This window comes from Streptomyces sp. CWNU-52B (assembly GCF_047444975.1).
GTDB lineage: Bacteria > Actinomycetota > Actinomycetes > Streptomycetales > Streptomycetaceae > Streptomyces.
Window position 1 is genome coordinate 297,472 of record NZ_JBLFJV010000050.1, and the last position, 23,865, is coordinate 321,336.

The 23,865-nt window shown below is 69.0% G+C and carries 24 protein-coding genes; 4 read left to right on the top strand and 20 right to left on the bottom strand.

Going from position 1 to position 23,865, the window contains the following annotated elements; translation table 11 throughout:
• Nucleotides 1–25: 25 nt before the first annotated feature.
• The 10 genes from tatC to ACLVWQ_RS34230 form a co-directional block, all read right to left on the bottom strand.
• On the bottom strand, nucleotides 26–982 hold the full coding sequence (gene tatC, locus ACLVWQ_RS34185; protein ID WP_414113117.1) for a twin-arginine translocase subunit TatC: 957 nt from the start codon (nucleotides 980–982) through the stop codon (nucleotides 26–28).
• Between the two features lie 47 nt (nucleotides 983–1,029).
• The gene (gene tatA / locus ACLVWQ_RS34190; RefSeq protein WP_414113118.1) at nucleotides 1,030–1,314 is read right to left on the bottom strand and encodes a Sec-independent protein translocase subunit TatA; all 285 of its coding nucleotides are present in this window, start codon (nucleotides 1,312–1,314) and stop codon (nucleotides 1,030–1,032) included.
• Nucleotides 1,315–1,584: 270 nt separating this feature from the next.
• Entirely contained in the window at nucleotides 1,585–1,779 is a 195-nt protein-coding gene (locus ACLVWQ_RS34195) for a hypothetical protein (protein ID WP_414113119.1), read from the bottom strand.
• 9 nt (nucleotides 1,780–1,788) lie between these two features.
• Nucleotides 1,789–2,076, bottom strand: coding sequence for a hypothetical protein (locus ACLVWQ_RS34200; protein ID WP_414113339.1), 288 nt, complete (start codon nucleotides 2,074–2,076; stop codon nucleotides 1,789–1,791).
• An 11-nt stretch (nucleotides 2,077–2,087) separates the two neighbouring features.
• Entirely contained in the window at nucleotides 2,088–3,182 is a 1,095-nt protein-coding gene (locus ACLVWQ_RS34205; RefSeq protein ID WP_414113120.1) for a helix-turn-helix transcriptional regulator, read from the bottom strand.
• 15 nt (nucleotides 3,183–3,197) lie between these two features.
• Nucleotides 3,198–4,151: a helix-turn-helix transcriptional regulator gene (locus ACLVWQ_RS34210; RefSeq protein WP_414113121.1), complete on the bottom strand. Its 954-nt coding sequence runs from the start codon at nucleotides 4,149–4,151 to the stop codon at nucleotides 3,198–3,200.
• A 181-nt stretch (nucleotides 4,152–4,332) separates the two neighbouring features.
• The gene (locus ACLVWQ_RS34215) at nucleotides 4,333–4,704 is read right to left on the bottom strand and encodes an FKBP-type peptidyl-prolyl cis-trans isomerase (RefSeq protein ID WP_414113122.1); all 372 of its coding nucleotides are present in this window, start codon (nucleotides 4,702–4,704) and stop codon (nucleotides 4,333–4,335) included.
• Nucleotides 4,705–4,755: 51 nt separating this feature from the next.
• The gene (locus ACLVWQ_RS34220) at nucleotides 4,756–5,769 is read right to left on the bottom strand and encodes an FKBP-type peptidyl-prolyl cis-trans isomerase (RefSeq protein WP_414113123.1); all 1,014 of its coding nucleotides are present in this window, start codon (nucleotides 5,767–5,769) and stop codon (nucleotides 4,756–4,758) included.
• 284 nt (nucleotides 5,770–6,053) lie between these two features.
• Nucleotides 6,054–7,415, bottom strand: a complete 1,362-nt coding sequence (gene pafA, locus ACLVWQ_RS34225) for a Pup--protein ligase (protein WP_414113124.1) — start codon at nucleotides 7,413–7,415, stop codon at nucleotides 6,054–6,056.
• Between the two features lie 9 nt (nucleotides 7,416–7,424).
• Entirely contained in the window at nucleotides 7,425–8,684 is a 1,260-nt protein-coding gene (locus ACLVWQ_RS34230) for an MFS transporter (protein ID WP_414113125.1), read from the bottom strand.
• 106 nt (nucleotides 8,685–8,790) lie between these two features.
• On the opposite strand from ACLVWQ_RS34230, the gene ACLVWQ_RS34235 reads away from it, so the two are divergent.
• On the top strand, nucleotides 8,791–9,807 hold the full coding sequence (locus ACLVWQ_RS34235) for a LacI family DNA-binding transcriptional regulator (RefSeq protein ID WP_414113340.1): 1,017 nt from the start codon (nucleotides 8,791–8,793) through the stop codon (nucleotides 9,805–9,807).
• Nucleotides 9,808–9,941: 134 nt separating this feature from the next.
• Here ACLVWQ_RS34235 and prcA read toward each other — a convergent pair whose 3' ends face one another.
• The 6 genes from prcA to arc form a co-directional block, all read right to left on the bottom strand.
• Nucleotides 9,942–10,697: a proteasome subunit alpha gene (gene prcA, locus ACLVWQ_RS34240; RefSeq protein WP_414113126.1), complete on the bottom strand. Its 756-nt coding sequence runs from the start codon at nucleotides 10,695–10,697 to the stop codon at nucleotides 9,942–9,944.
• 58 nt (nucleotides 10,698–10,755) lie between these two features.
• Nucleotides 10,756–11,601: a proteasome subunit beta gene (gene prcB / locus ACLVWQ_RS34245; protein ID WP_414113127.1), complete on the bottom strand. Its 846-nt coding sequence runs from the start codon at nucleotides 11,599–11,601 to the stop codon at nucleotides 10,756–10,758.
• Nucleotides 11,553–11,879: an endonuclease VII domain-containing protein gene (locus ACLVWQ_RS34250; RefSeq protein WP_414113341.1), complete on the bottom strand. Its 327-nt coding sequence runs from the start codon at nucleotides 11,877–11,879 to the stop codon at nucleotides 11,553–11,555. Before ACLVWQ_RS34250 ends, prcB begins: the two co-directional genes overlap by 49 nt.
• A 187-nt stretch (nucleotides 11,880–12,066) precedes the next feature.
• Nucleotides 12,067–12,282 (bottom strand): ubiquitin-like protein Pup, encoded by a 216-nt coding sequence (locus ACLVWQ_RS34255; protein ID WP_414113128.1) that lies wholly within the window; start codon nucleotides 12,280–12,282, stop codon nucleotides 12,067–12,069.
• A 165-nt stretch (nucleotides 12,283–12,447) separates the two neighbouring features.
• Nucleotides 12,448–13,959, bottom strand: a complete 1,512-nt coding sequence (gene dop, locus ACLVWQ_RS34260; RefSeq protein ID WP_414113129.1) for a depupylase/deamidase Dop — start codon at nucleotides 13,957–13,959, stop codon at nucleotides 12,448–12,450.
• Between the two features lie 234 nt (nucleotides 13,960–14,193).
• Nucleotides 14,194–15,960 carry a proteasome ATPase gene (gene arc / locus ACLVWQ_RS34265; protein WP_414113130.1) on the bottom strand — a complete coding sequence of 589 codons (1,767 nt, stop codon included), beginning with the start codon at nucleotides 15,958–15,960 and terminating at the stop codon, nucleotides 14,194–14,196.
• 263 nt (nucleotides 15,961–16,223) lie between these two features.
• On the opposite strand from arc, the gene ACLVWQ_RS34270 reads away from it, so the two are divergent.
• The gene (locus ACLVWQ_RS34270; protein ID WP_414113131.1) at nucleotides 16,224–16,529 is read left to right on the top strand and encodes a ferredoxin; all 306 of its coding nucleotides are present in this window, start codon (nucleotides 16,224–16,226) and stop codon (nucleotides 16,527–16,529) included.
• Nucleotides 16,530–16,858: 329 nt separating this feature from the next.
• Here ACLVWQ_RS34270 and ACLVWQ_RS34275 read toward each other — a convergent pair whose 3' ends face one another.
• The 3 genes from ACLVWQ_RS34275 to ACLVWQ_RS34285 all read right to left on the bottom strand — a co-directional run bounded on the left by ACLVWQ_RS34275 (nucleotide 16,859) and on the right by ACLVWQ_RS34285 (nucleotide 20,097).
• Nucleotides 16,859–17,434 (bottom strand): hypothetical protein, encoded by a 576-nt coding sequence (locus tag ACLVWQ_RS34275; protein WP_414113132.1) that lies wholly within the window; start codon nucleotides 17,432–17,434, stop codon nucleotides 16,859–16,861.
• A gap of 200 nt (nucleotides 17,435–17,634) precedes the next feature.
• Nucleotides 17,635–18,540, bottom strand: coding sequence for a tRNA (adenine-N1)-methyltransferase (locus ACLVWQ_RS34280; RefSeq protein WP_414113133.1), 906 nt, complete (start codon nucleotides 18,538–18,540; stop codon nucleotides 17,635–17,637).
• A 51-nt stretch (nucleotides 18,541–18,591) separates the two neighbouring features.
• The gene (locus ACLVWQ_RS34285) at nucleotides 18,592–20,097 is read right to left on the bottom strand and encodes a site-2 protease family protein (RefSeq protein ID WP_414113134.1); all 1,506 of its coding nucleotides are present in this window, start codon (nucleotides 20,095–20,097) and stop codon (nucleotides 18,592–18,594) included.
• Nucleotides 20,098–20,240: 143 nt separating this feature from the next.
• Here ACLVWQ_RS34285 and ACLVWQ_RS34290 point away from each other — a divergent pair, with 143 nt between their 5' ends.
• A complete protein-coding gene (locus tag ACLVWQ_RS34290; RefSeq protein ID WP_414113135.1) occupies nucleotides 20,241–21,194 on the top strand; it encodes a RecB family exonuclease in 954 nt (317 codons plus the stop codon).
• 129 nt (nucleotides 21,195–21,323) lie between these two features.
• Complete coding sequence (locus ACLVWQ_RS34295) at nucleotides 21,324–21,995, top strand: response regulator (RefSeq protein ID WP_414113136.1); 672 nt, start codon at nucleotides 21,324–21,326, stop codon at nucleotides 21,993–21,995.
• A gap of 137 nt (nucleotides 21,996–22,132) precedes the next feature.
• Here the strand turns inward: ACLVWQ_RS34295 and ACLVWQ_RS34300 are convergent, their stop codons facing one another.
• Complete coding sequence (locus ACLVWQ_RS34300; protein WP_414113137.1) at nucleotides 22,133–23,737, bottom strand: ABC transporter substrate-binding protein; 1,605 nt, start codon at nucleotides 23,735–23,737, stop codon at nucleotides 22,133–22,135.
• Between the last annotated feature and the right edge of the window lie 128 nt (nucleotides 23,738–23,865).

Below are 23,865 nucleotides of genomic sequence, written 5' to 3' on the forward strand. Positions count from 1 at the left end.
AAGGCCGCCCGCGGCACGGGCCGCGTCAGGTCGCGTCGTCGTATCCGTTGATCCGGTCGCGCTCGGCGTCCGCCTGCGCCGGCACCCCGCGGTTCGCCGACACGGACTCGATCTCGCCGATGTCCTCGGGCGTCAGGTCCAGCTCGGAGGCCTCGTCGTCGTCGGGACCCTCGGCGTCGCGGCGGGCCCTGCGGCGGTCGTTCAGCAGGGAGAAGGCCGTGGCGATGAAGTACAGGATCCAGATCGGCCCGGCCAGTGCCAGCATGGTCAGCGGGTCCGTGCTGGGCGTGGCGACCGCCGCGAACACGGTGATGCCCATGATCATGCCGCGCCACCAGCCGGCCATGCGCCTGCCGGAGATCACTCCGCTCATGTTGAGCATGACCAGGAGCAGCGGCAGCTCGAAGGAGAGGCCGAAGACGATCACCATGCGGGTCACGAGGTCGAGCAGGTCGTCCAGCGGCAGCAGGTTGTCGACGCCGAACGGGGTGAACTCGATCAGGACCTTCGCGGTGGTGGGGAGCACCTTGTAGGCGAAGAACGCGCCGCCGAGGAAGAGCGGGACACCGGACGCGACGAACGCGTACGCGTAGCTCTTCTCGCTGCGGTGCAGACCGGGCGCGACGAACGCCCAGAGCTGGTAGAGCCAGATCGGCGAGGCCAGTACGACGCCCGCCATGAGCGACACCTTCAGCGCCAGCGTGAAGGGCGTGAGCAGACCGTTGATCGTGATCTGGGCGCAGGTGGTGTCGTCGGCCGACTGCGTCAGCTGCTCGAAGCTCTTCCCGCAGCCGACCGAGTCGAGGATCGGATCGGTGAAGAAGTTGATGATGTCGTTGTAGAAGAAGGCCGCCACGATCGTGACGAGCACGATGGCCAGCATCGCCTTCGCAAGCCGGTTGCGGAGCTCACGAAGGTGTTCCGCGAGGGGCATCCGCCCCTCCGGATCCTTCTCGGCCTTCTTGCTGACGGACTTGAGCAACCCACGTTCCCATCTCGTGCGGCGGGCCGGTGGTCACCGGCCCTGCGTCAGCGCTTGGTCGTGTCCGTCGGCTCGGTGACCGGGCGGGAGCTGGTCACGTCACCGGGCGCGGCCTGGATGGTGCGCTGGGGCTGCTGGTCGTCCTGCGGGGGCGCGGCCGGGGCGGCGGCGTCGTCCTTGCCCTCGGTCTTCATCGCCTTGGCCTCGCTCTTGAGGATGCGGGCGGACTTGCCCAGGGAGCGGGCCATGTCGGGAAGCTTCTTCGCGCCGAACAGCAGGATGATGACGACGAGGATGAGAATGATCTCGGGAGCGCCGAGCCTTCCGAACATAAGCTTTACCTTCTCACCGAGGCGGCGTGGTTGGGGTCGCGGCCCGACCGGTCGGACGTCTGTCCGAGAGTCGTGCTGGCAGCGATCGTAACGCTCAGGGGTGAACGCGGGGCAATCCCTGTGCGTACTCCCGGTTCGCGGTCCGCGCCTCGCTCTCCGGGCCGCGATCAGCAGCGTACCTGTCGACCCTGCGAAGTTGACAGGTCAGAGTGACTCAAAGCGTAAGGACGGGTGAGGACGCGGTGCCCCGCAGAGGACCCCGGAGGGGGCTCAGAGGGCGTCCGCAGAGCGGGCCACTCCCGCGGAGGCGTGCTCCAGGTCCTCGGCCGCGCGGCTGATCCGGCGGGCGGACTCGCCGACCTGCTTGCCCAGGCGCTCCGCCTCGAGGAAGACACGGACGGCGAGCACGCCGAGCACGGCGATTCCCAGGAAACCCACAGCGATCGCGCACATCGGCCAGAACATGGCTCGACCCTAAGCCCCTCGCACCGTCGCGTGCAGCCGCAGGGCCCGCACCCCGCCCCCGGTGAGCAGCTCGACGATGCGCTCCCCGGCCGGTTTGCGCACCGCCGAGCGGCACTGCGGGCAGGTGAAGGAGTAGAAAGTGGTCCGATGTGTGGCGCCGACCACCAGCCGCAGGGCGCTCGCCGCGAGCTCGAAACCGGCGCGGCAGTCGGGGCACGCGGCCTTGAACACCACGGGGTCCACCCTCGTCATCCCCGAGAACGCGGACGCCACGGAGACCTCGCCCGTACCCGACATCGCCGACCCGCTCACAGCCCCTGCTCCTGCCTGCCGTACAGCCCGTCATGAACATCCCGCGGCCCGCTCTGCGGACCGCTCCCCTCCGGGTCCAGGCCCTCGTCCGGCGGCCGGTCCCGGTCCTCGTACCCGCCCTGGGGTCCGTCGTAGGCCGTGAGTGCCTCGCGGGCCGCCCGGCGGGCGCTGTCGGCGACCTCGGGCGGCGAGACGATCCGGCCGTCGCCTCCGAGCCGCAGCGCGAGCCGGCGCAGCGACGCCGGCTCGGGCGTACGCAACGTGATGCGCAGCCCGCCGTCCGGCAGTTCCTCGGCGCTGTCGTGCGGGTAGTACTCGGCGACCCAGCGCCCGCCGGGGCCGACCTCCACCACCACCTCGGGGTCCTCCGCGCCGGGCTGGACCAGCCCCTCCGAGAGGTCCCGCAGCTCGATCTCCGGCGGCGCGGACGGCTCGTCGAGGATCTTGATCTCGGCGACCCGGTCCAGGCGGAACGTACGCCGGGCCTCCGAGCGCCGGCACCACGCCTCCACGTAGGTGTGCCCGACGCTGACCAGGCGGATCGGGTCGATCTCGCGCTCGGTGATCTCGTCCCGCGAGGGCGAGTAGTAGCGGATCCACAGCCTGCGCCGCTCGGAGATCGCCCGGTCGACGTCCGCGAAGACCCCGCCCTCCGCCTCGAAGGTCACCGAGAGACGGGAGCTGGCGGCCGCCGCCTCGCCGGACGCCGCCTCCACCTTCGCGGTGGCCCGCAGCAGCGCCTGTCGGTCGCCCTCACGCAGCCCCGGCAGGGTCGACACGGCGCGCGCGGCCACGAGCAGCGCGGTCGCCTCGTCGGCGGCGATCCGCAGGGGCTCCGCCACGTCGTCCGGGTTGTGCCACCAGATCCGGTCGCCGTCGGTGTCGATGTCGAGCAGGTCGCCGCCGCGGAAACTGGTCCCGCACAGCGGCAGCACGTCGAGGTCGGAGATCAGCTCGTCCTCGGTGATCCCGAAGGCACGGGCCACGTCCTCGATGCGCGCGCCGGGACGCTCCCGCAGATACGTCACCAGGGACAGCATCCGCCGCGTCTGGTCGATCGCGTTCGTGGGCCTGGCCGGTTTTCCCGCCACTTTCCCGTGTCCCCCTCAGCCCTTGGCCACAGCGCGCAGCCGGTCCACCACGTCGGCCCGCAGCTCGGCCGGCTCCAGGACCACCACGTCGGGCCCGAACTCCACCAGCCAGGCGTCCAGACCGTGCCCGTACGGAACCTCCAACTCGTCCCACCCGTCTCCGAGTTCCCGCACGGACGCAGCCTTGGCTCGCAGCGGGTAACCCGAGCCCGTCCGCAGCCGGATCAGCGCGGACCGGTCGGTGATGTCCCCGGCCCAGCCCGCGACGGTCTCCCGCACGGTCACCACGTCGGGCACCTCGGCCGTGTACCCGCCGCTGCGGGTACGGACCTTGCCGGTGATCCGGGACAGCCGGAAGACCCGCTCGGCCTCCCGGTCGCGGTCCCAGCCGGCCAGGTACCAGTGGCCGCGCCAGCACTCCAGCGCCCAGGGCTCGACGTGGCGCGGCCCGGGGCGGGCCGCGGTCGCCTTGCGGTAGTCGAAGGTGACGGGGCGCCGGTCACGGCAGGCGAGCATCAGCGGCTCGAAGGCCGCCTCGTGCACGGGGATCCGCGGCTCCAGCGCGCCGTGGGGCTCGTACGGGTCGACGCCCTCGGGCAGGCCCGCGGCGCGCAGCTTCTGCAGGGCGCCGCTCGCCGCGCCCGCGAGCCGGGCCTGCTGCCAGACCTTGGCGGCCAGGCCGAGGGCCGCGGCCTCCTCGGCGTCGAGCGTGATGGGCGGCAGCCGGTTGCTGTCGCGGCGGGCCAGATAGCCGACCTCGCCGTCGAGGTTCTCCACCGTCTCGATGACCAGGCCGAGTTCGCGCAGATCGTCCTTGTCCCGCTCGAACATCCGGTTGAAGGAGTCGTCCGAGCCGGCTTCCAGATAGGCCTCGATGGACTCGCGGAGTTCCCGCTTGCTGAGCGGTCGCCGCGTCCCGAGCAGACACAGCGCCAGGTTCATCAGCCGCTCTGCCTTGGCAATGGCCATCGACGCCCTTCCTATGGTGCTTCCGACCGATGACCGTACCGCCCCGGGGTGTCGTGACAAAAGCCGAGGGCCCATGCCCGAACAGGCATGGACCCCAAGTGATCAAGTCCGGTCGGATCATGACCACGCAATGTACGAAGATCGGACCGCGCGGTACGCGCGGCCGGCCCTCGGCGAGAACTCAGACCCCGAGCAGGTCACAGACGAAGATCAGCGTCTCGCCCGGTCCGATACGGCCGCCCGCGCCACGGTCCCCGTACGCGAGATGCGACGGGATGATCAGCTCACGCCGGCCGCCGACCTTCATGCCCTGCACACCCTGGTCCCAGCCCGCGATGACCTGGCCGACGCCCAGCCGGAACTGGAGCGGCTGACCACGGTTCCAGGACGCGTCGAACTCCTCGCCGCTGGAGAAGGCCACACCCACGTAGTGGACCGAGACGGTGTCGCCCGCCTTGGCCACCGGGCCGTCGCCCTCCCAGATGTCCTTGATCTGAAGGTCCTTGGGGGGCTCGCCACCCGGGAAGTCGATCTCGGGCTTGTCGATACTCACGTCAGTGCTCCTGCTCGTTCTCAGTGGGACAACCCGGACAGTCTGTCATCCTCAGCTCGTGGCCAGGATGTCGACCACGAACACCAGGGTGGAGTTGGCGGGCAGTTCCTTGCCCTTGTCCTGGTCCGCGTACGCCTGGGCGGGCGGGATCACCAGCAGGACCCGGTCCCCGACGTGCTTGCCGACGATCCCCTTGTCCCAGCCGGAGATGACCTGACCCTGGCCGATGACCGTCGTGAAGGGCTGGCCGGCCTTCCAGGACGAGTCGAAGAGCGTGGCCTTCTCCTTGCCCTCGTTGATCTTCCAGGCGGCACCGCTGTACTGCATGGTGACCGACTTGCCGCTCTTGACCTCGGCGCCCTTGCCCTCGATGAGGACCTTGTCGACGAGCTTGGCCGGCGGGTCGTTCTTCGGCACGGAGATCGTGGCGGGCGCCTCGTCGTCGGCCTTGATCTGCGGCAGCTCCGGCGCGATGGACGCCTGCTTGCCCTCGGCCTTCTTCGGGACCACGTCACCCACGTCGACCGCGAAGACCAGGGTGTCGGAACCCGAGACCCCGATCTGCTGGTTGCCCTGACTGCCGAAACCGGCCGCGGGCGGCGCGACGACCAGCACCCGGCTGCCCTCCTTCTGCCCCACCAGCGACTGGGAGAACGCCGGGATGACCGCGTCGGAACCCGCCGCGATCAACTGCGGCGCCCCGCCCTTCTGGTAGGAGGAGCCGAGGTCCTTGCCGCCCTTCCAGACCTTGCCGGTGAAGTTCATCGACACCAGGTCGTCCTTCTTCACCACCGCGCCGTCACCCTGGGACAGCGTGTGCACGACGAACTTGCCGCTCGGGTCGCCCTTGGGCACGTCGATCGTCGCCTTCTTGCCGAAGGCGCCCTGGACCTCGGGCATCGGCGACGCCGAGTCCACCGGCTTCGGCGCCGCCGCGGTCGACGGGGAGGACGACGCCGACGGGTCGGCCTTGTCCTTGTCGCCCTTGTCGTCGTCGCCCCCGCAGGCGGACGCGGTCAGCGCCAGAGCGGGCACGATCAGGAGAGCAGCAAGTCGGCGTCGCACATCGATCCTCAGGTCGCTGGAATACGGTCCGGCCACTCTAGGCCCTCGCACCACCGAGCCGGGGCAGGCGGAACCGACCGTACCGATCGGGAGCACGCGCGAAGACACGTACAAGGACACACACAAGGACACACACAAGGACACGTACGAGGACACGTACGAGGACACGTACAAGGACACGTACAAGGACACGTACGAGGACACGTACGAGGACACGTACGAGGACACGTACGAAGGTCCCGTACACCCACGGTGTACGGGACCTTCGCCATACGCACGACCACCTACATGCCGGCGATCAGCTTCTCCACCCGGTCGTCGACGGAACGGAACGGGTCCTTGCACAACACCGTGCGCTGCGCCTGGTCATTGAGCTTCAGATGGACCCAGTCCACGGTGAAATCACGACGCTGTTCCTGCGCACGCCGGATGAAATCGCCCCGCAACCGGGCCCGAGTGGTCTGCGGCGGCACCGACTTGCCCTCGAAGATCTTCAAGTCGTTGCAGATCCGCGCGGCCTGCCCCCGCTTCTCCAGCAGATAGTAGAGACCCCGACGCCGGTGGATGTCGTGGTAGGCGAGGTCTATCTGCGCGACACGCGGATTCGACATCGTCATGTTGTGCTTGGCGCGATACCGCTCGATGAGCTTGTACTTCATCACCCAGTCGATCTCGGTACCGATCCGGTCGAGGTCCTCCGACTCGATCGAGTCGAGGGTGCGACCCCACAGCTCCAGGACCTGGTCCACGACCCCGGTACGAATACCGCGGCGCTCCACGAAGTCCACGGCCTTCTCGTAGTACTCGCGCTGCACCTCGAGGGCCGACGCCTCCCGGCCACTGGCCAGCCGCACCTTGCGACGGCCCGTGATGTCATGGCTGACCTCGCGGATCGCCCGGATCGGGTTCTCCAGCGTCAGATCACGCATCACCGTGCCCGCCTCGATCATGCGCAGCACCAGATCGGTGGCACCGACCTTCAGCAGCATGGTCGTCTCGGACATGTTCGAGTCGCCCACGATGACGTGCAGCCTGCGATAGCGCTCCGCGTCCGCGTGCGGCTCGTCCCGGGTGTTGATGATCGGCCGGGAACGGGTCGTCGCCGAGGAGACGCCCTCCCAGATGTGCTCCGCCCGCTGGCTGACGCAGTACACCGCACCGCGCGGAGTCTGCAGCACCTTGCCGGCCCCACACAGGAGCTGCCTCGTGACGAGGAAGGGAATGAGGATGTCCGCGAGCCGGGAGAACTCCCCGTGACGGGCCACCAGATAGTTCTCGTGGCAGCCGTAGGAGTTGCCCGCCGAGTCGGTGTTGTTCTTGAAGAGGTAGACGTCGCCCGCGATTCCTTCCTCGTGCAGGCGTCGTTCCGCGTCTACCAGGAGTCCTTCCAGAATGCGTTCGCCGGCCTTGTCGTGGGTGACGAGTTCCGTCACGTTGTCACACTCGGGAGTGGCGTATTCCGGGTGTGATCCCACGTCGAGATAGAGGCGGGCACCGTTTCGCAGAAAGACATTGCTGCTGCGGCCCCATGACACGACACGGCGGAAGAGGTACCGCGCCACCTCGTCGGGAGACAGGCGTCGCTGTCCCCTGAACGTACACGTGACGCCGTACTCGTTCTCCAGCCCGAAAATGCGGCGGTCCATGACTGAACATTACGCCCGATGGCCTGACCTGAAACGAGGTTCGGCTCCACCGTTTCGATCATTTTCCGAACTTCCCTCAACCACCGCGCCGCCGCCCGTAGCTGCGAGGACCCGCCCCGTCGCCAACAGGACGAGCAACGCGGCGCCCCCCGCGACACCCGGCACGGCGAAGCCCCGCACCACTCCGCCCCACTCCACGACCGGCCCCGCGAGACCCATCCCCACCGACGCCCCGACCGTGAACGTCGTCACGAGCCAGGAGAACGCCTCGGTGACCGTCCCCCTCGGCGCGTGCCGGTCCACGATGATGAACGCACAGGCGAGGCACGGCGCCAGGAACACCCCCGCGAGAGCCACCAGCGCCGTCATCGCGACCGCGCCCGGCACCAGCGTCAACGGCAGATAACACACCGCCAGCAGCGCCACCAGGACCCGCAGCCGCCGTTCCGGCGCACCGGCCCACTGCCGCGCCCCGTAGACCGTGCCGCCCACCAGCGCACCGAGCCCCAGCGCCGCCATCAGCCAGCCGTACGTCGCGTCACCGCCGTGGTCGTCCGCGTACGACACCGCCGCCACCGTGATGGAACCCAGCGCGATACCGACAAAAAGAAACGCGCCGAGCAGCGCGAGCAGCCCCGCCGAACGCAACGCACCGAGCCAGTGCGCCTCACGGGGCGCCGAACGCCACCCCCGCGAAGGCCCCGAGAGGACCACCGAGAGCGCCCCCAGCACCCCGACGACGTTGAGCACCACCAGCGCGGCCTGCGCGGACCACAGGGACACGCACAACGTCACCAGCAGCGGCCCGACGGTGAACATGACCTCCTGCGCCACGGCGTCCATCGCGTACGCCGTGTGCACCTGGCCCTCCTTGTGGAGCACCGAGGGCCACAGCGCCCGCAGGCCGCCCTCCAGCGGCGGCGTGAAGAAGCCGGCCACCGCCATGAGGAAGAAGGCGAACGGCAGCGGCTCCGTGCCCGCGAGGGCGAACACCGTCATGCCCAGGGCCGAGACCAGCGCGGCGGGCAACTGGACCCGCGGCTGCCCGTAGAGGTCCACCAGCCGGCCCAGCAGCGGCTGCCCCACCGCGTTGGACACCCCGTAGACCGCGGTGAACGCCCCGGCCAGGCTGTAGCTGCCGCCCTCCGCGCGGACGAACAGCACCACGGCGATGGCACCCGCGGCGTTCGGCAGCCGGCCCACCAGGGTTCCCACGAGCAGCCGCGCGGCATGCCTCGTCCGGAGGATCTCCAGATACCCCACGGCCATGTCCTGCCTCTCCCGGAAGTTGTACGTATAACGTCGCGAGCCATACGTACCATGTGCGCTGTCCATGAGTCCAGGTCCGCGCGTCCAGCAGAAAGACAGGTCGACGGTGGCAGCAGGCAGCCCCCGCCCCACGAGCCGTGACGTCGCCCAGGCCGCGGGGGTCTCGCAGGCGGCCGTCTCCCTGGTGCTCGGCGAGAAATGGCGCGGCCGGGTCTCCGAACGCACCGCGCAGCGCGTACGGGAAGCCGCCCGCGACCTCGGCTACCGGCCCAACCTCGCGGCCCGCAACCTCCGCCTGGGCAGCACCCGCACCATCCTCCTGGTGGTCCCCGCCCTCACCACCGAGTTCTTCGCGGGCGTCTACACCGGCGCCGCCCGAGTCGCCGCCCGACACGGATTCGGCGTGGTGCTCTACCCCTCCCCTGACGGCATCGGGCCCGCCCGCGACCCCTTCGCCTCCGCACAGGCCGCCCTCGACGGCGTCATCGCCTCGTCCATGGCTGCCGACGCCCTCACCGCCATCCGCGGCGACCAGCTGCCCCTGGTCATGCTCGACAGCGACCCGGCCGGCAGCACCGGTGCGACCACCGTCAACCTCGACATCCGCGACGGCGTCCGCCAGGTCACGGAACACCTGCTGGCCCTGGGACACCGCCGCTTCCTGCACCTCGCGGCCGACATCCCGTCCTGGACCTTCGACATTCGCGCCCGCGAACTCGCCGAACGCCTGGCCGCCGTCCCCGGCACCGAACTGCGCACGGCGGCGGCCCCGATCTCCATCGATGCCGCGCGGGCCGCCGCGGAGGCCGCCCTCTCCGCCCCCGGCCCCCGGCCCACGGCCGTCGTCTGTGACGACGACAAACTGGCGGCCGGCGCCTACAAGGCCGCCCGCCGGCTCGGCCTGCGCATCCCCGACGACCTCTCCGTCACCGGCCTGGACGACCTGGCCCTCGCCACCGCCCTGGACCCGGAACTGACCACGGTCCGCCTGGACGCCGACCTCTTCGGCGAACGCGGCATGGAAGCCCTCCTGGCCGTCCTGAACGCCCAGACCCCGGCCCGCGAGGACATCCCGGTAACCCTGATCGTCCGAGCCTCCACAGCCCCACCGGCCACTCCGTAGGGGGGCGCGGGAGGGTCTTTTCAGGGGCGCGGGGAACTGCGCGACCAGCCCCCACCGGCCCGCACCTCAGAACGCCGTGTGCCCTCGGCCTGCCGGAGGCCGAGGGCACACAGAACGCAACAGGACCGACGAGGTCACTCCTCGTCTTCGTCGTCCTCAGGGCCCTCGGCCTCCGCCGCCGTGGACGCCCCGCCCTCCTCCAGCAGCCGATCGAGCTGCCGCCCGACGATCCGCTTGAACTTGCGCTGCTGCGGACGCGTCCGGTCCAGGACCGCGACCTCCAGCCGCTCCGCGGGAATCTCCCGCTCACTGCCGTTCGTGTCCCGGGACAGGGACTGAACGGCCAGTTTGAGCGCCTCGGCCAGCGACATCCCGTCCTCGTGCCGCTGATCGAGATACGTGCTGATCGTCTCGGCGTTGCCACCGACCGCGACCGACCCGTGCTCGTCCACGATCGACCCGTCGTGCGGAAGGCGGTAGATCTGGTCGCCCTCCGGGGTGTCCCCCACCTCAGCGACGACCAACTCCACCTCGTACGGCTTCTCCGCCGCGGACGAGAAGATCGTGCCCAGCGTCTGGGCGTAGACGTTGGCGAGACCACGGGCGGTCACGTCGTCACGGTCGTAGGTGTAACCCCGCAGATCGGCGTAGCGCACACCGCCGATCCGGAGGTTCTCGTACTCGTTGTACTTGCCGGCGGCCGCGAAGCCGATCCGGTCATAGATCTCACTGAACTTGTGCAGCGCACGGGACGGGTTCTCGCCGACGAACACAATGCCGTCGGCGAACTGCAGCACGACGAGGCTGCGGCCACGGGCGATGCCCTTGCGGGCGTATTCCGCCCGGTCGGCCATGGCCTGCTGGGGTGATACATAGAACGGCGTCGACACCGGCTATCCGTCCCTTTCTGTGGAAGTCACTGGATCACCTGGAAAAACGGGGCCGCTGTCAGAGCAGCGCGGCGCGCGGACCGTCGGGCTGCTCGAGACGCCGCTCCAGGATCGCGCGGGCGATCTCGGAGGACTCCGGGTCCGTGAGCCGGCGGAAGCCGTCCTCGGTGATCACTGTGACGATCGGGTAGATCCGGCGGGCGACATCGGGACCACCGGTCGCCGAGTCGTCGTCTGCCGCGTCGTACAGCGCCTGCACGACGAGCGTGGTGGCCTGCTCTTCGGTCAGGTCCTTGGCGTAAAGCTTCTTCATGGAACCGCGGGCGAACAGCGAGCCGGAGCCCGTGGCCGCGAACCCGTGCTCCTCGGAGCGGCCGCCCGTCACGTCGTAGGAGAAGATGCGGCCCCTGTCGCGGTCGACGTCGAAACCGGCGAAGAGGGGCACCACGGCGAGGCCCTGCATGGCCATGCCGAGGTTGGAACGGATCATCGTGGAGAGGCGGTTCGCCTTGCCCTCCAGGGAGAGCGTGGTGCCCTCCACCTTCTCGAAGTGCTCCAGCTCCAGCTGGAACAGCTTCACCATCTCGACAGCCAGGCCGGCCGTACCGGCGATACCGACGGCCGAGTACTCGTCCGCCGGGAACACCTTTTCGATGTCCCGCTGCGCGATCACGTTCCCCATCGTGGCCCGGCGGTCACCGGCGAGCACGACGCCGCCGGCGAAGGTGACGGCGACGATGGTCGTGCCGTGCGGGGCCTCGATGACTCCCTGGACGGGCGGCAGCTGGCGCCTGCCCGGGAGCATGTCCGGCTGGTGGTCGGACAGGAAGTCCATGAACGACGACGACCCAGGTGTCAGGAAGGCAGCTGGCAGACGCCCGGTGCTACGAGTGTTGGCTTCCACGAGGATCCTTCCAAGTAGGCGGCAGCCCGACGAACTGCGTCGGGATCATCTCCCAACTTGCCGTTGGCCGAATTGCAGTTGAAGCACAGTACGCCACGGACCCTACCCGTCTGATGGCAGTGATCCACATGAATGGCCGGAGCTTTCAGACGGAACACGCAGAGCCCCGTCCGAGAGGCGGCCATCTCGTCACGCTCGGCTTCGGTCATGCCGTGGTGGCTCTTGAGGTGATCCGCACGACCCTTGGCCGCTCGGCATGCCTGGCAGCGCGTCGACAGGCCGTCGGAGGCCCAGCATTCTCGTCAGTAGGCCTGCGGTCCGTCCAGGGCCCCTTTACTGCTGGCGAAGGCTGATCGCGGCCTGGACTCCTTGCACCGCGAACAGCGCTTCGCCTTTCGCTCCTCCGACCCCTAAGGCCCCGCACCCCGCGCCTTCGATTTCAAGGGAAATCGACCCGGCGAGCCTCTACTGTCCACCCTTCTGAACGAATGAGCGCACAAAGTCCTCGGCATTTTCCTCGAGGACATCATCGATTTCGTCCAGCACCGAGTCCACGTCGTCGCTCAGCTTCTCCTGGCGTTCCGCAAGGTCTTCGGATGCCTGTACCTCGGGCGCCTCCTCGACCTCCTCGGTCTCGCGCGTCGCCTTCTGCTGTCCGCCGCCGGTGTCCTTGGTCGCCATAACCCTCACCCCGCTCGGTTCGACGTTCTTGATCAGACCCTACAAGCAGGGTCCGACATCGGCCCCGCAGTTCCCTACTGTTCCTACAACGTCCGGGAACCACCTCGATGATTCCCGGACGGCGGCTTTTCCACCCTGTCGGGCGGGATCGGTCCCTGGGTCGTTTCAGTTGCCCGACAGGACCTTGACCAGGTCTTCCGCCGTGCGGCAGCGGTCCAGGAGCTCTTTCACGTGATTACGCGTTCCGCGAAGCGGCTCGAGGGTTGGGACGCGCTGGAGCGAGTCCCGGCCCGGCAGATCGAAGATCACCGAGTCCCAGGAGGCCGCCGCGACGTCGTCCGCGTACTGCTCCAGGCACCGTCCGCGGAAGTACGCGCGGGTGTCCTCCGGCGGCTTGGTCTCGGCCCGCTCCACGTCCGTCTCGGCCAGCAGCCGCTTGATCCTGCCGCGGGCCACCAGGCGGTTGTAGAGGCCCTTGTCGGGCCGTACGTCCGCGTACTGGAGGTCGACCAGGTGCAGCCGGGCGGCGTCCCAGTCGAGGTCGTCCCGGCGTCGGTAGCCCTCCATGAGCTGCCGTTTGGCGACCCAGTCCAGTTCACCCGCCAGGCTCATCGGGTCGGTCTCCAGGCGGCCCAGGACGTCCTCCCAGCGGGCCAGTACGTCCTTGGTCTGGTCGTCCGCGTCGGCCCCGTAGCGCTCGTCGACGTATTTGCGCGCGAGTTCGAAGTACTCCATCTGGAGCTGGACCGCGGTGAGGGTCCGGCCGCTGCGGAGGGTGACCAGGCGCTTGAGGGTGGGGTCGTGCGAGACCTGGTGCAGGGTGCGCACCGGCTGGTCCACGGCGAGGTCGACGGCGATGAAGCCGTCCTCGATCATGGACAGGACGAGGGCGGTGGTGCCGAGCTTGAGGTAGGTCGAGATCTCGGAGAGGTTCGCGTCGCCGATGATCACGTGCAGGCGGCGGTACTTCTCGGCGTCCGCGTGGGGTTCGTCGCGGGTGTTGATGATGGGGCGCTTCAGCGTGGTTTCGAGGCCGACCTCGACCTCGAAGTAGTCGGCGCGCTGGCTGAGCTGGAAGCCGTGCTCGTGGCCGTCCTGGCCGATGCCGACGCGGCCCGCTCCGGTGACCACCTGGCGTGAGACGAAGAACGGCGTGAGGTGGCGCACGATGTCCGAGAAGGGGGTCTCCCGCCTCATCAGGTAGTTCTCGTGCGTGCCGTAGGAGGCGCCCTTGTTGTCGGTGTTGTTCTTGTAGAGGTGGATCGGCTGGGCGCCGGGGAGCTGGGCCGCGCGTTCGGCGGCCTCCGCCATGATGCGTTCGCCGGCCTTGTCCCACAGGACGGCGTCGAGCGGGTTGGTCACTTCGGGGGCGCTGTACTCGGGGTGTGCGTGGTCGACGTACAGCCGGGCCCCGTTGGTGAGGATGACGTTGGCGAGGCCGATGTCCTCGTCGGTGAGCTGACTGGAGTCGGCGGCCTCGCGGGCGAGGTCGAAGCCCCGCGCGTCCCGCAGCGGGTTCTCCTCCTCGAAGTCCCAGCGGGCCCGCCGGGCCCGGTGCATCGCCGCCGCGTAGGCGTTGACGATCTGGGACGAGGTGAGCATGGCATTGGCGTTGGGGTGGCCGGGGACGGAGATCCCGTACTCCGTCTCGATGCCCATTACTCGCCGTACGGTCATGCGGCCCTCCTTGCCCGGCGGCGTCCTCGGTCGGGGACGCCGCTCAAGTACCGCTGGCGCTCCGGTGCGTGTGCGGTGCCCGTCCCCGCACTGCGCGACTCGGCGGTACCGAAGAGCCTAGAGCGCCTTTGCGCTGGTGGGGAGATCATTTGCGTCATTGCTCAGCTCCAGCTGTGCCCCGGAAAACAGTTGGCTGCGGGTGCCCGGTGAGGGCACCCGCAGCCACCCTGTCTTTTACAGGTACTGACCGGTGTTGGCCACCGTGTCGATGGAGCGTCCGGTGTCCGCGCCCTGCTTTCCGGTGATGAGCGTCCGGATGTAAACGATCCGTTCGCCCTTCTTTCCGGAGATTCGGGCCCAGTCGTCGGGGTTGGTGGTGTTGGGCAGGTCCTCGTTCTCCTTGAACTCGTCCACGCAGGCCTGGAGCAGGTGGGAGACCCTCAGGCCCTTCTGGCTGTGTTCGAGGAAGTCCTTGATCGCCATCTTCTTGGCGCGGCCGACGATGTTCTCGATCATGGCGCCGGAGTTGAAGTCCTTGAAGTAGAGGACTTCCTTGTCGCCGTTGGCGTACGTGACCTCGAGGAAGCGGTTCTCCTCGGACTCGGTGTACATGTGCTCGACGGCGGCCTGGATCATGCTCTGGACGGTGGTGGACTTGTTGCCGCCGTGCTCGCCGACGTCGTCGGGGTGCAGCGGGAGGCGCTCGGTGAGGTACTTCGCGAAGATGTCCTTGGCCGCTTCGGCGTCGGGACGCTCGATCTTGATCTTCACGTCGAGCCGGCCGGGGCGCAGGATGGCGGGGTCGATCATGTCCTCGCGGTTGGAGGCGCCGATGACCACGACGTTCTGCAGGCCTTCCACGCCGTCGATCTCGGCGAGCAGCTGGGGGACGATGGTGTTCTCCACGTCCGAGCTGACGCCTGATCCGCGGGTGCGGAAGAGGGATTCCATCTCGTCGAAGAAGACGATGACGGGGGTGCCCTCGCTGGCCTTCTCGCGGGCTCGCTGGAAGACCAGGCGGATCTGCCGCTCGGTCTCGCCGACGTACTTGTTGAGGAGCTCGGGGCCCTTGATGTTGAGGAAGAAGCTCTTGCCCTGGGCCTGTCCGGTGACTTCGGCGACCTTCTTGGCGAGCGAGTTGGCCACGGCCTTGGCGATGAGTGTCTTGCCGCAGCCGGGAGGGCCGTAGAGCAGGACGCCCTTGGGCGGCCGCAGTTCGTGCTCCTTGAACAGGTCGGGGTGGAGGTACGGGAGCTCGACGGCGTCGCGGATCATCTCGATCTGGCCGCCCAGACCGCCGATCTGCTCGTAGCCGATGTCCGGGACCTCTTCGAGGACGAGTTCCTCGACCTCGCTCTTGGGCACGACCTCGTAGACGTAGCCGGAGCGGGGTTCGAGGAGCAGGGCGTCGCCGGGGCGGATGTTGATGTCGAGGAGCGGTTCGGCGAGGCGGACCACTCGTTCTTCGTCGGTGTGCCCCACCACGAGGGCGCGCTCGCCGTCCTCGAGGATCTCCTTGAGGGTGACGATGTCGCCGACGCTCTCGTACTCCATGGCCTCGACCACGTTGAGAGCTTCGTTGAGCATCAGTTCCTGGCCGCGCCGGAGCTCTTCGAGCTCGACGCTGGGGCTGACGTTCACGCGGAGTTTGCGGCCTCCGGTGAAGATGTCGGCGGTGCCGTCCTCGTTGGCCGTGAGGAAGACGCCGAAGCCGGCCGGTGGCTGTGCGAGCCGGTCGACTTCCTCCTTGAGTGCCACGATCTGGTCGCGGGCCTCTCGGAGGGTGTTGGCGAGCCGCTCGTTCTGTGCGGACACGCCGGCCAGGTTGGTCTGCAGCTCGACGATCCGCTCTTCGAGAATCCTCGTGTGTCGCGGAGAGTCGGCGAGCTTACGTCGCAGGACGGCGATCTCCTGCTCAAGGTAGGCAATCTGCCCGGACGGGTCGTCGGACCCTCGTCCCGGGCGGATGCCGCGGTTCATGTCGTCGTCGTGGGCTGCCACGGTCCTCACCTCCTCCAAGGGGAGCTGGACGCTTCCAGACCCTACCTGGGTGGGTGTCGATTGAAACCCCTAGATCACAAAGACGGTCGGGGTGTGTCCGATCTTCACCCTTGCGCTCTCCCTCACGCCAGTGGAATACCCACCCAACATGATTGGGAAGCCGCCGGAGGTAGGGTCGAACTGTTCAACACCCGTCAGAGCTGGCCTGATTCCCCCGTCTTCGGGTGATTTCGGGTCGCTCGACGCAGGAAACGGCAGGAGAAATGACCGTGCAGCAGGAGGCCGGAGTCGACGGCGAGGCGCTTGAGGTCTGGATCGACCAGGATCTGTGCACCGGCGACGGGATCTGTGCCCAGTACGCGCCCGAGGTGTTCGAGCTGGACATCGACGGTCTGGCCTATGTGAAGAGCCCGGGTGACGAGCTTCTGCAGGCCCCGGGTGCGACAACGCCCGTACCGCTGACCCTTCTGCGTGATGTCGCCGACTCCGCGAAGGAGTGCCCGGGTGACTGCATCCACGTACGTCGCGTGTCGGACAGTGTCGAGGTCTACGGTCCCGACGCGGAGTAGCCGGCCCGGGGCATCGCGTTGATCCCGGTCGCTGTCCTGCCGGTCGCTGTCCTGCCGGTCCTCGTGCCGGTCTTCCCCGGCGGCACGGGACCGGCGGACCGCCTCGGCCGGGAGCGTGCCCGCGACGACGAGGCCGGACAGGACACCGACCGATACGATCTTCCCCCCCTGCGCTCTCCCCCACGGCGGTGGAACACCCGGCCGTTCCGCTGCGGAAGCCGACGCGGGCAGGGCCGGAGTGTTCAACACCCGTGGATCACCGCTGGATCACCGCTTGTCACTGCTGCCGCGTCCGAGGTCGGCGGAGTCGGCCTCGCAGAGCGCCGGCGTCACATGCTCCGGGCCGCCGGGGGTGTCGAGCGGATGAAGGCGCCGTTCTTCCACTGCCACTTGGCGCCCTCGTTCACGTCGGGGCAGCAACTGGGTATGCCGGGTGAGGAGTAGCCGAGGAGTGTCGCGGTGATCGTGGCGTCGCGGAGGGCGAAGTCCTTGACGGAGAGTCGGTCCTTGGGGTCGACGAGGGTGGCGACGACCCGGGGTTTCGAGGTGCCCTCGGCCGTGGTGAGGACGTAGACCCCGCTCGGTGGGGTGCCGGAGCCCGCGTCGCAGCGGACCACGGCGACCGTTTCGGGGCGGTGGTCGCCGTCGAGGTCGCCGGAGGCCTTCTGCTGGATCAGGGTCTTGGTGGGTCCGCAGTCGAGGGGGAAGTCCGCGCGGGCCGGGTCGGGGGCCGCCGCGGCCGCCGGGGCGGTCCTGGCCCGGGTGCCGTGCTGGGCGGCGGTGGCCTCGTCGGGCTGCAGGACGGATGAGGCCGCGACGACCGCGGCGAGCGCTGTTGCCGTGGCGACCCAGTGGATCGGACGGGTGTGCGTGTGGGCCAGTTCCGGGACGGCGGATTGCTGCACTAGGAAGTGTCTCCTGTGAGGGCTGTGCCGGTGGGGTGGCCAGCATGGTGCCACACGTCACATCGCGAGGGAACGGCGGGGTCGGGGGTTCTCGCGGAGGGTCGGCGAAAAGCGGTGTGGCCGAGTTCCGGAGGGATCCTCGGGAACTCGGCCACGGTGTTCGCGCGTTGGGTGCGGCACGGGGCCGCGTCGGGGCGGGCTCAGCGGCCGGGTGCGCCTCCGTCGGCGTTGGGGCCGGTGTAGTCGTCGCCGTAGGAGCCCTTGGCGGGGCGGCGGCGGCGCATGGGCGGTTCGACGCCGTCCGCGAGGCGGCGGGCGGTGAGGAGGAAGCCGGTGTGGCCGATCATCCGGTGGTCGGGGCGGACGGCCAGGCCTTCGACGTGCCAGTTGCGGATCATCGATTCCCAGGCGGTCGGCTCGTTGAAGCAGCCGATCTCGCGGATGGACTCGACGGTGCGGGCGAGCTGGGTGGTGGTGGCCACGTAGCAGCAGACGATGCCGCCGGGGACGAGTGCCTTGGAGACGGCTTCGAGGCATTCCCAGGGGGCGAGCATGTCGAGGACGACGCGGTCGACATCGGTGTCGGACAGGTTGTCCTGGAGGTCGCCGACGGTGAGCTGCCAGGCGGGGTGGGGGGCGCCGAAGTAGCGCTCCACGTTCTGCTGGGCGATCTCGGCGAAGTCCTCGCGGCGCTCGTAGGAGTGCAGCATGCCCTGGTCGCCGATGGCGCGGAGCAGGAAGCTGCTGAGTGAGCCGGAGCCGACGCCGGCTTCGACGACGCGTGCGCCGGGGAAGATGTCGGCGAAGGCGAGGATCTGCCCGGCGTCCTTGGGGTAGACCACGGCTGCGCCGCGGGGCATGGACAGGACGTAGTCGGGGAGCAGGGGGCGCAGCGCCAGGTAGGCGACGTTTCCCGTGGTGCGGACAACGCTGCCCTCGGGTGCGCCGATCAGTTCGTCGTGCGGGAAGGAACCCTTGTGGGTGTGGAAGTTCTTCCCCGCTTCGAGCGTGAACGTGTAGTGGCGGCCCTTGGGGTCGGTCAGCTGTACCTGGTCCCCGACCTTGAAGGGCCCGCGTCGGCGGGCGGCACCGGTCGGTTCGGACATGTGAACCAGCCTACCGGCGTTTCGGGAGGGCTCCGACCATGGCAGGGGGACCTATGCGGGTCTGGCCATGGCCTTGACGAAGGCTTTCTCCACGTCTGCCGCCGAGAGGACTCCGTAGATCTCGCCGGATTCCTCCACGACGAGGTATTCGGTGGCCGGGGTGGCGCGCAGGACTTCGAGGAGTTCCTCGCCGGCCAGTTCGGCGGAGACGCGCATGCCGTCGGTGAGGTCCTGGGCGAGTCCGCTGACCGCGACCCAGGGGCGGCGGTGTTCGGGTACGCCGACGATGGCGGCCTCGCGCACGAGTGAGAGTGGTTCGCCGTCCGTGTCGACCACGACGAGGGCGCGGGCGCCTGCTTCGTTGGCGCGGCGCAGTGCTTCGGAGAGGGGCGTGGCGGTCTCGACGGGGACGGCGCGGCGGGTGAGGGCGCGGGCGCGCAGTTCGGGCAGGTGTTCCCGCAGGCGGGCCATGCGCAGGCTGTTGCCCGCTCCGGTCCAGATGATCGCGGCGAGGATCGCGGCGAGCAGGGCGTCCATGACGGTGTCCATGCCGCCGATGTCCTCGGCGTCGGAGCCGAGTGCGCCGGAGTGGGTGAGGAGGGGCAGTCCGATGAGTACGGAGATCGCGAGGGCGCGGCCGACCCAGGCGGCGGCGATGGTGCCGCTCATGGGTTTGCCGGTGATCTTCCAGACGACGGCGCGGAGCATGCGTCCGCCGTCGAGGGGGAGGCCGGGGAGGAGGTTGAAGGCGGCCACGATGAGGTTGGAGATCATCAGGCCGGCCAGGAGGACGCCGGGGACGGTGCCTGGTTCGACGGCCTGGAGGCCGACGTAGAAGAGGCCGCTGAGGATCAGGGAGAGCAGGGGGCCGACGAAGGCGAGGACGAATTCGCGTCCGGGTGTCTCGGATTCCTTCTCGATCTCGGAGACGCCGCCGAAGAACTGGAGCTGGATGCGGCGGACGGGGAGTCCGAAGCGCAGGGCGGCGACGGTGTGTGCGAGTTCGTGGACGAGTACGGAGGCGTAGAAGGCGACGGCGAAGAAGAGGGAGACGAGGTAGCGGGCCATGCCGAGTTCGGGCAGGACGCGGTCGAGCTGGCCGCCGAAGACCCAGGTGATGAGTGCGGCGACGAGGAACCAGCTGGGGGCCACGTAGACGGGTACGCCGAAGGGGCGTCCCATGAGGATGCCGCCGCCGGGTTCTTTGGCCCGTCGGGGGGCGGGGCCCTTCTTGCCTTTTTCGCGGCCGGTTTCCGGGGTGGAGGTGCGCTCGGCGTCGTCCTGGCCGTTCGCGTTCCCTCCTTCGGTGTTCTTCCGGCTGTCCGCGTCGCGGTCGGCCGCGGGGGTGTCAGGGGTTTCGGTCGGGGCGTCGGTGTGGTGGGGTTCCTGGTCGGCGGAGGGTCGGGCCGTCGTGATCGCCGGGTCGCCGGGTCGTGGCTGATCCGTGCCGGGCTCGCCCGCCTCGTCCGTGCCGGAACGCGGCTGTCCGCTCCTGCCGCTCCCGCCGCTCTCGTCCACGATGTCCCCTCGTTCGACGCGTGTCCCGCTCGCGATCATGCACGCGAGAGGTCTTCTGGTCGATGGTATGCGGCCGCTGCCGTGTGTTCGGCCCCGGCACCCCCTCTGTTTCCGGTGGGGGCGTGCGGTGTGCGCCTCGCCGTGTGCCGGGGTGTCAGTGGCGAGCCGTAGGGTCTGTCGTCATGGAAACCAGCACCGACGGCGTCGCCCCGGCCGGCGCCGAAGCCGTACCGGCGGGCGACGTGGCCCAGCCGTCCGAAGCCCCGGCTGCGACGCCCGTGGTCGTCCAGCGGGTGGGGGCCCGGCCTCCGGCGTCGCTGTCGCCCTCGCGGGCGGGGGACTTCATGCAGTGTCCGCTGCTGTACCGGTTCCGGGTGATCGACAAGCTGCCGGAGAAGCCGAGTGAGGCGGCGACTCGTGGGACGTTGGTGCACGCGGTCCTGGAGCGGCTCTTCGACGCTCCGGCCACCGAGCGGACCGCGCCGCGTGCGAAGTCGTTGATCCCCGGGCAGTGGGACCGGTTGCGTGAGGCGAGGCCGGAGCTGGCCGAGTTGTTCGCGGACGCCGACGAGGCGGCGGCGGGCGAGCGGCTGGCGCGCTGGCTGGGCGAGGCGGAGCGGCTGGTCGAGCGCTGGTTCACGCTGGAGGATCCGACGCGTCTCGAACCGGCGGAGCGCGAGCTGTTCGTGGAGGCCGAGCTCGATTCCGGTCTGAAGCTGCGCGGCATCATCGACCGGGTCGACGTGGCGCCGTCCGGTGAGGTGCGGATCGTCGACTACAAGACGGGCAAGGCCCCGCGTCCGGAGTACGCGGAAGGCGCGTTGTTCCAGATGAAGTTCTACGCGCTGGTGGTGTGGCGGCTGAAGCAGGTGGTGCCGCGCCGTCTGCAGCTGGTCTACCTGGGCAGTGGTGACGTCCTCACGTACGACCCGGTGCCCGCGGATCTGGAGCGGGTGGAGCGCAAGCTGCACTCGCTGTGGGAGGCGATCCGGCTCGCCACGGAGACCGGTGACTGGCGGCCGCGGCCGACCAAGCTGTGCGGCTGGTGCGATCACCGGTCGGTGTGTCCGGAATTCGGCGGCACTCCCCCGCCGTATCCGCTGCCGGTGCGGGCGCCGGAGTCCGACGGCGGGTGAGCCGATGGGGCCGGGGTCCGGCCGGTGCCGGGTCGTGGTGCGGTCGCCCGGGTGGCCGGTGGTGCCCCGAGGACGGACCGGGTGGCGGCCGCAGGGCAGAATGGGGCCGGACGAGCGAAGGAGACTTACGTGGCCATCCGCGTCCTACTGGTCGACGACCAGCCGTTGTTGCGCACCGGCTTCCGGATGATCCTGGAGGCCGAGCAGGACATCGCGGTCGTCGGCGAGGCCGGTGACGGTCTTCAGGCCCTCGACCAGGTCCGCGCCCTGCAGCCCGATGTGGTCCTGATGGACATCCGGATGCCGCGGATGGACGGGGTCGAGGCGACCCGGCAGATCACCGGTCCCGGCCGGGACGGTCCGGCGAAGGTGCTGGTCCTGACGACGTTCGACCTCGACGAGTACGTGGTGGAGGCGTTGCGGGCCGGCGCGAGCGGTTTCCTCCTCAAGGACGCCCCGGCCAACGAGCTGGTGCAGGCGATCCGTGTGGTGGCCGCGGGTGAGGCGATGCTGGCACCCAGCATCACCCGCCGGCTGCTCGACAAGTACGCGAGCCATCTGCCGTCGGGCGACGAGCCCGTGCCGGACACGCTGCACACGCTGACCGAGCGCGAGGTGGAGGTGTTGAAGCTGGTGGCCCGCGGGTTGTCGAACGCGGAGATCGCCGCGGACCTGTTCGTCAGCGAGACCACGGTCAAGACGCATGTGGGCCACGTCCTCACCAAGCTGGGGCTGCGGGACCGTGTGCAGGCGGCGGTGTACGCGTACGAGAGCGGTCTGGTGCGGCCCGGCGCGCAGTGATCCGGCGCGCGGTGGCCTGACCCGCGGTCGAACGACGCGCGGCCGGCACCGGACGGTCGGACAGTCGGACATGAGAATGGGGCGCCCCCTCCGGTCGGAGGGGGCGCCCCATTCTCATGTCACTGTCGTGGTGTGGGTCAGCTGCCCACTCCGCGGCCCAGCTCCCACAGCTGGAGCGTCGCCGAGGAGTTGACCGCGTACTCGGCGCCGGTGATGTCGTCCCGTACGGCGACGTACTGCTTGCCCTGCCACAGCGGCAGCAGCGGTACGTCCTTGGCGACGATGCTCTGGATCGCCTCGATGCTCTTCGACGCGGTGAGACGGTCGGCCTCGCGGCGGGACTCGGGGATCAGCTTGTCGCGGATCTGCGGGTTCGCGTAGGGCGACGAGATGGTGTTGTCCTTGTCGAGGAACGGCGTCAGGAAGGTCTCGGCGTCGGGGAAGTCGGGGAACCAGCCCATGCCGTACACCGCGAACTTGCCCTCGCGCTGCTTGGGGCGGTAGGTCTCCCACTTCTCTCCGACGATGTCGACGTCGAAGAGCCCGGTGTCGTTGAGCTGCTTCTGCAGTGTCTCGAACTCGGTCTTCGTGGCGGAGCCGTAGTGGTCCGTCGTGTAGTTCATCGTGAACTTCACCGGCGTCGTGATGTTCGCCTCGGTGAGCAGCTGCTTGGCCTTGGCGACGTTCGGCTCGCCGTACTCGTTGAAGAACGAGTTGGCGTGGCCGGTGACCGTGGCCGGGACCATCGAGTACAGCGGGTCGGCGCCGGAGCCGTACACCTTCGAGGTCAGGGTGCCGCGGTTGACGATGTGGGCGATCGCCTGGCGGACCGCCTTGTCCTTGAGCGCCGGGTTCTCGGTGTCGAAGCCGATGTAGCGGATCTCCAGACCCGGCTGCTCGATCACGTCGATGTTGCTGTCCTTGGCGTTCTGCAGCTTCTTGATCTGCTCGGGCGACATGGTGCGGGTCATCATGTCGATGTCGCCCTTGTCGAGCGCCGCGCCCATCGCTTCCGGGGTCTCGAAGGACTTGAGGTCGACCTTCTCGTTCTTCACCTCGGAGAGCCCCTGGTAGTAGGGGTTCTTGGTGAAGGAGATCTTGACGACCGCGTCCTTCTTGGTCTCGGCCTTGAGCGTGTACGGGCCTGAGCCGCTCACGTCGAAGCCGTCCCGCAGCTTGTTCTTGGCGTAGTCGTCGGGGTTGACGATGCCCGCGACCGGCGTGGACAGCTTGAACGGGAAGGTCGCGTCGGCGCTGTTGAGGTGGAAGATCACCTCGCGGTCGCCCTTGGTCTCGACGGCGTCGACGGTCGAAAGCAGCGAGGCGACCTCGGTGTCGGCCTTGATCTCCAGCGCGCGGTCGATGGAGAACTTCACGTCCTCGGCGGTGACCGGTTCACCGTTGGAGAACTTGAGGTCCTTGCGCAGGGTGCAGGCGTACCGCTCGTTGCCCGAGTCGGTGAAGCCGCACTCCTCGGCGGCCTCCGGGGCCGGGTCACCGCCGCCGTTGGGCATGGCCATCAGGGTCTGGACCGTCTGGCGAAGCACGTTCCAGGCACCGACGTCGTACGCGGCGGCGGGGTCGAACGGGGCCGGCGCAGCCTTCGAGGCGGTGAACATGTCGGTCGTGCCTACGACGATTGGGTCGCCGCCGTCGCCCCCACTGTCGGAGCCGCCGCATGCGGCGAGGACAGAGGCGAGCAGACCGATCGCGGCCGGCAGCACCAAAGGCTTACGGTTCATGCTCGAAGTTCTCCAGAGCTGTCGATCCCGCGGGCCCGGCAAGCCGGGGTGGTGCGGTCGGGTCACGGGGTTACGGCGATGTTCTCGCGATGAGATTAGTCCGCGTCGGCAGGACGGTTCACAGGCAC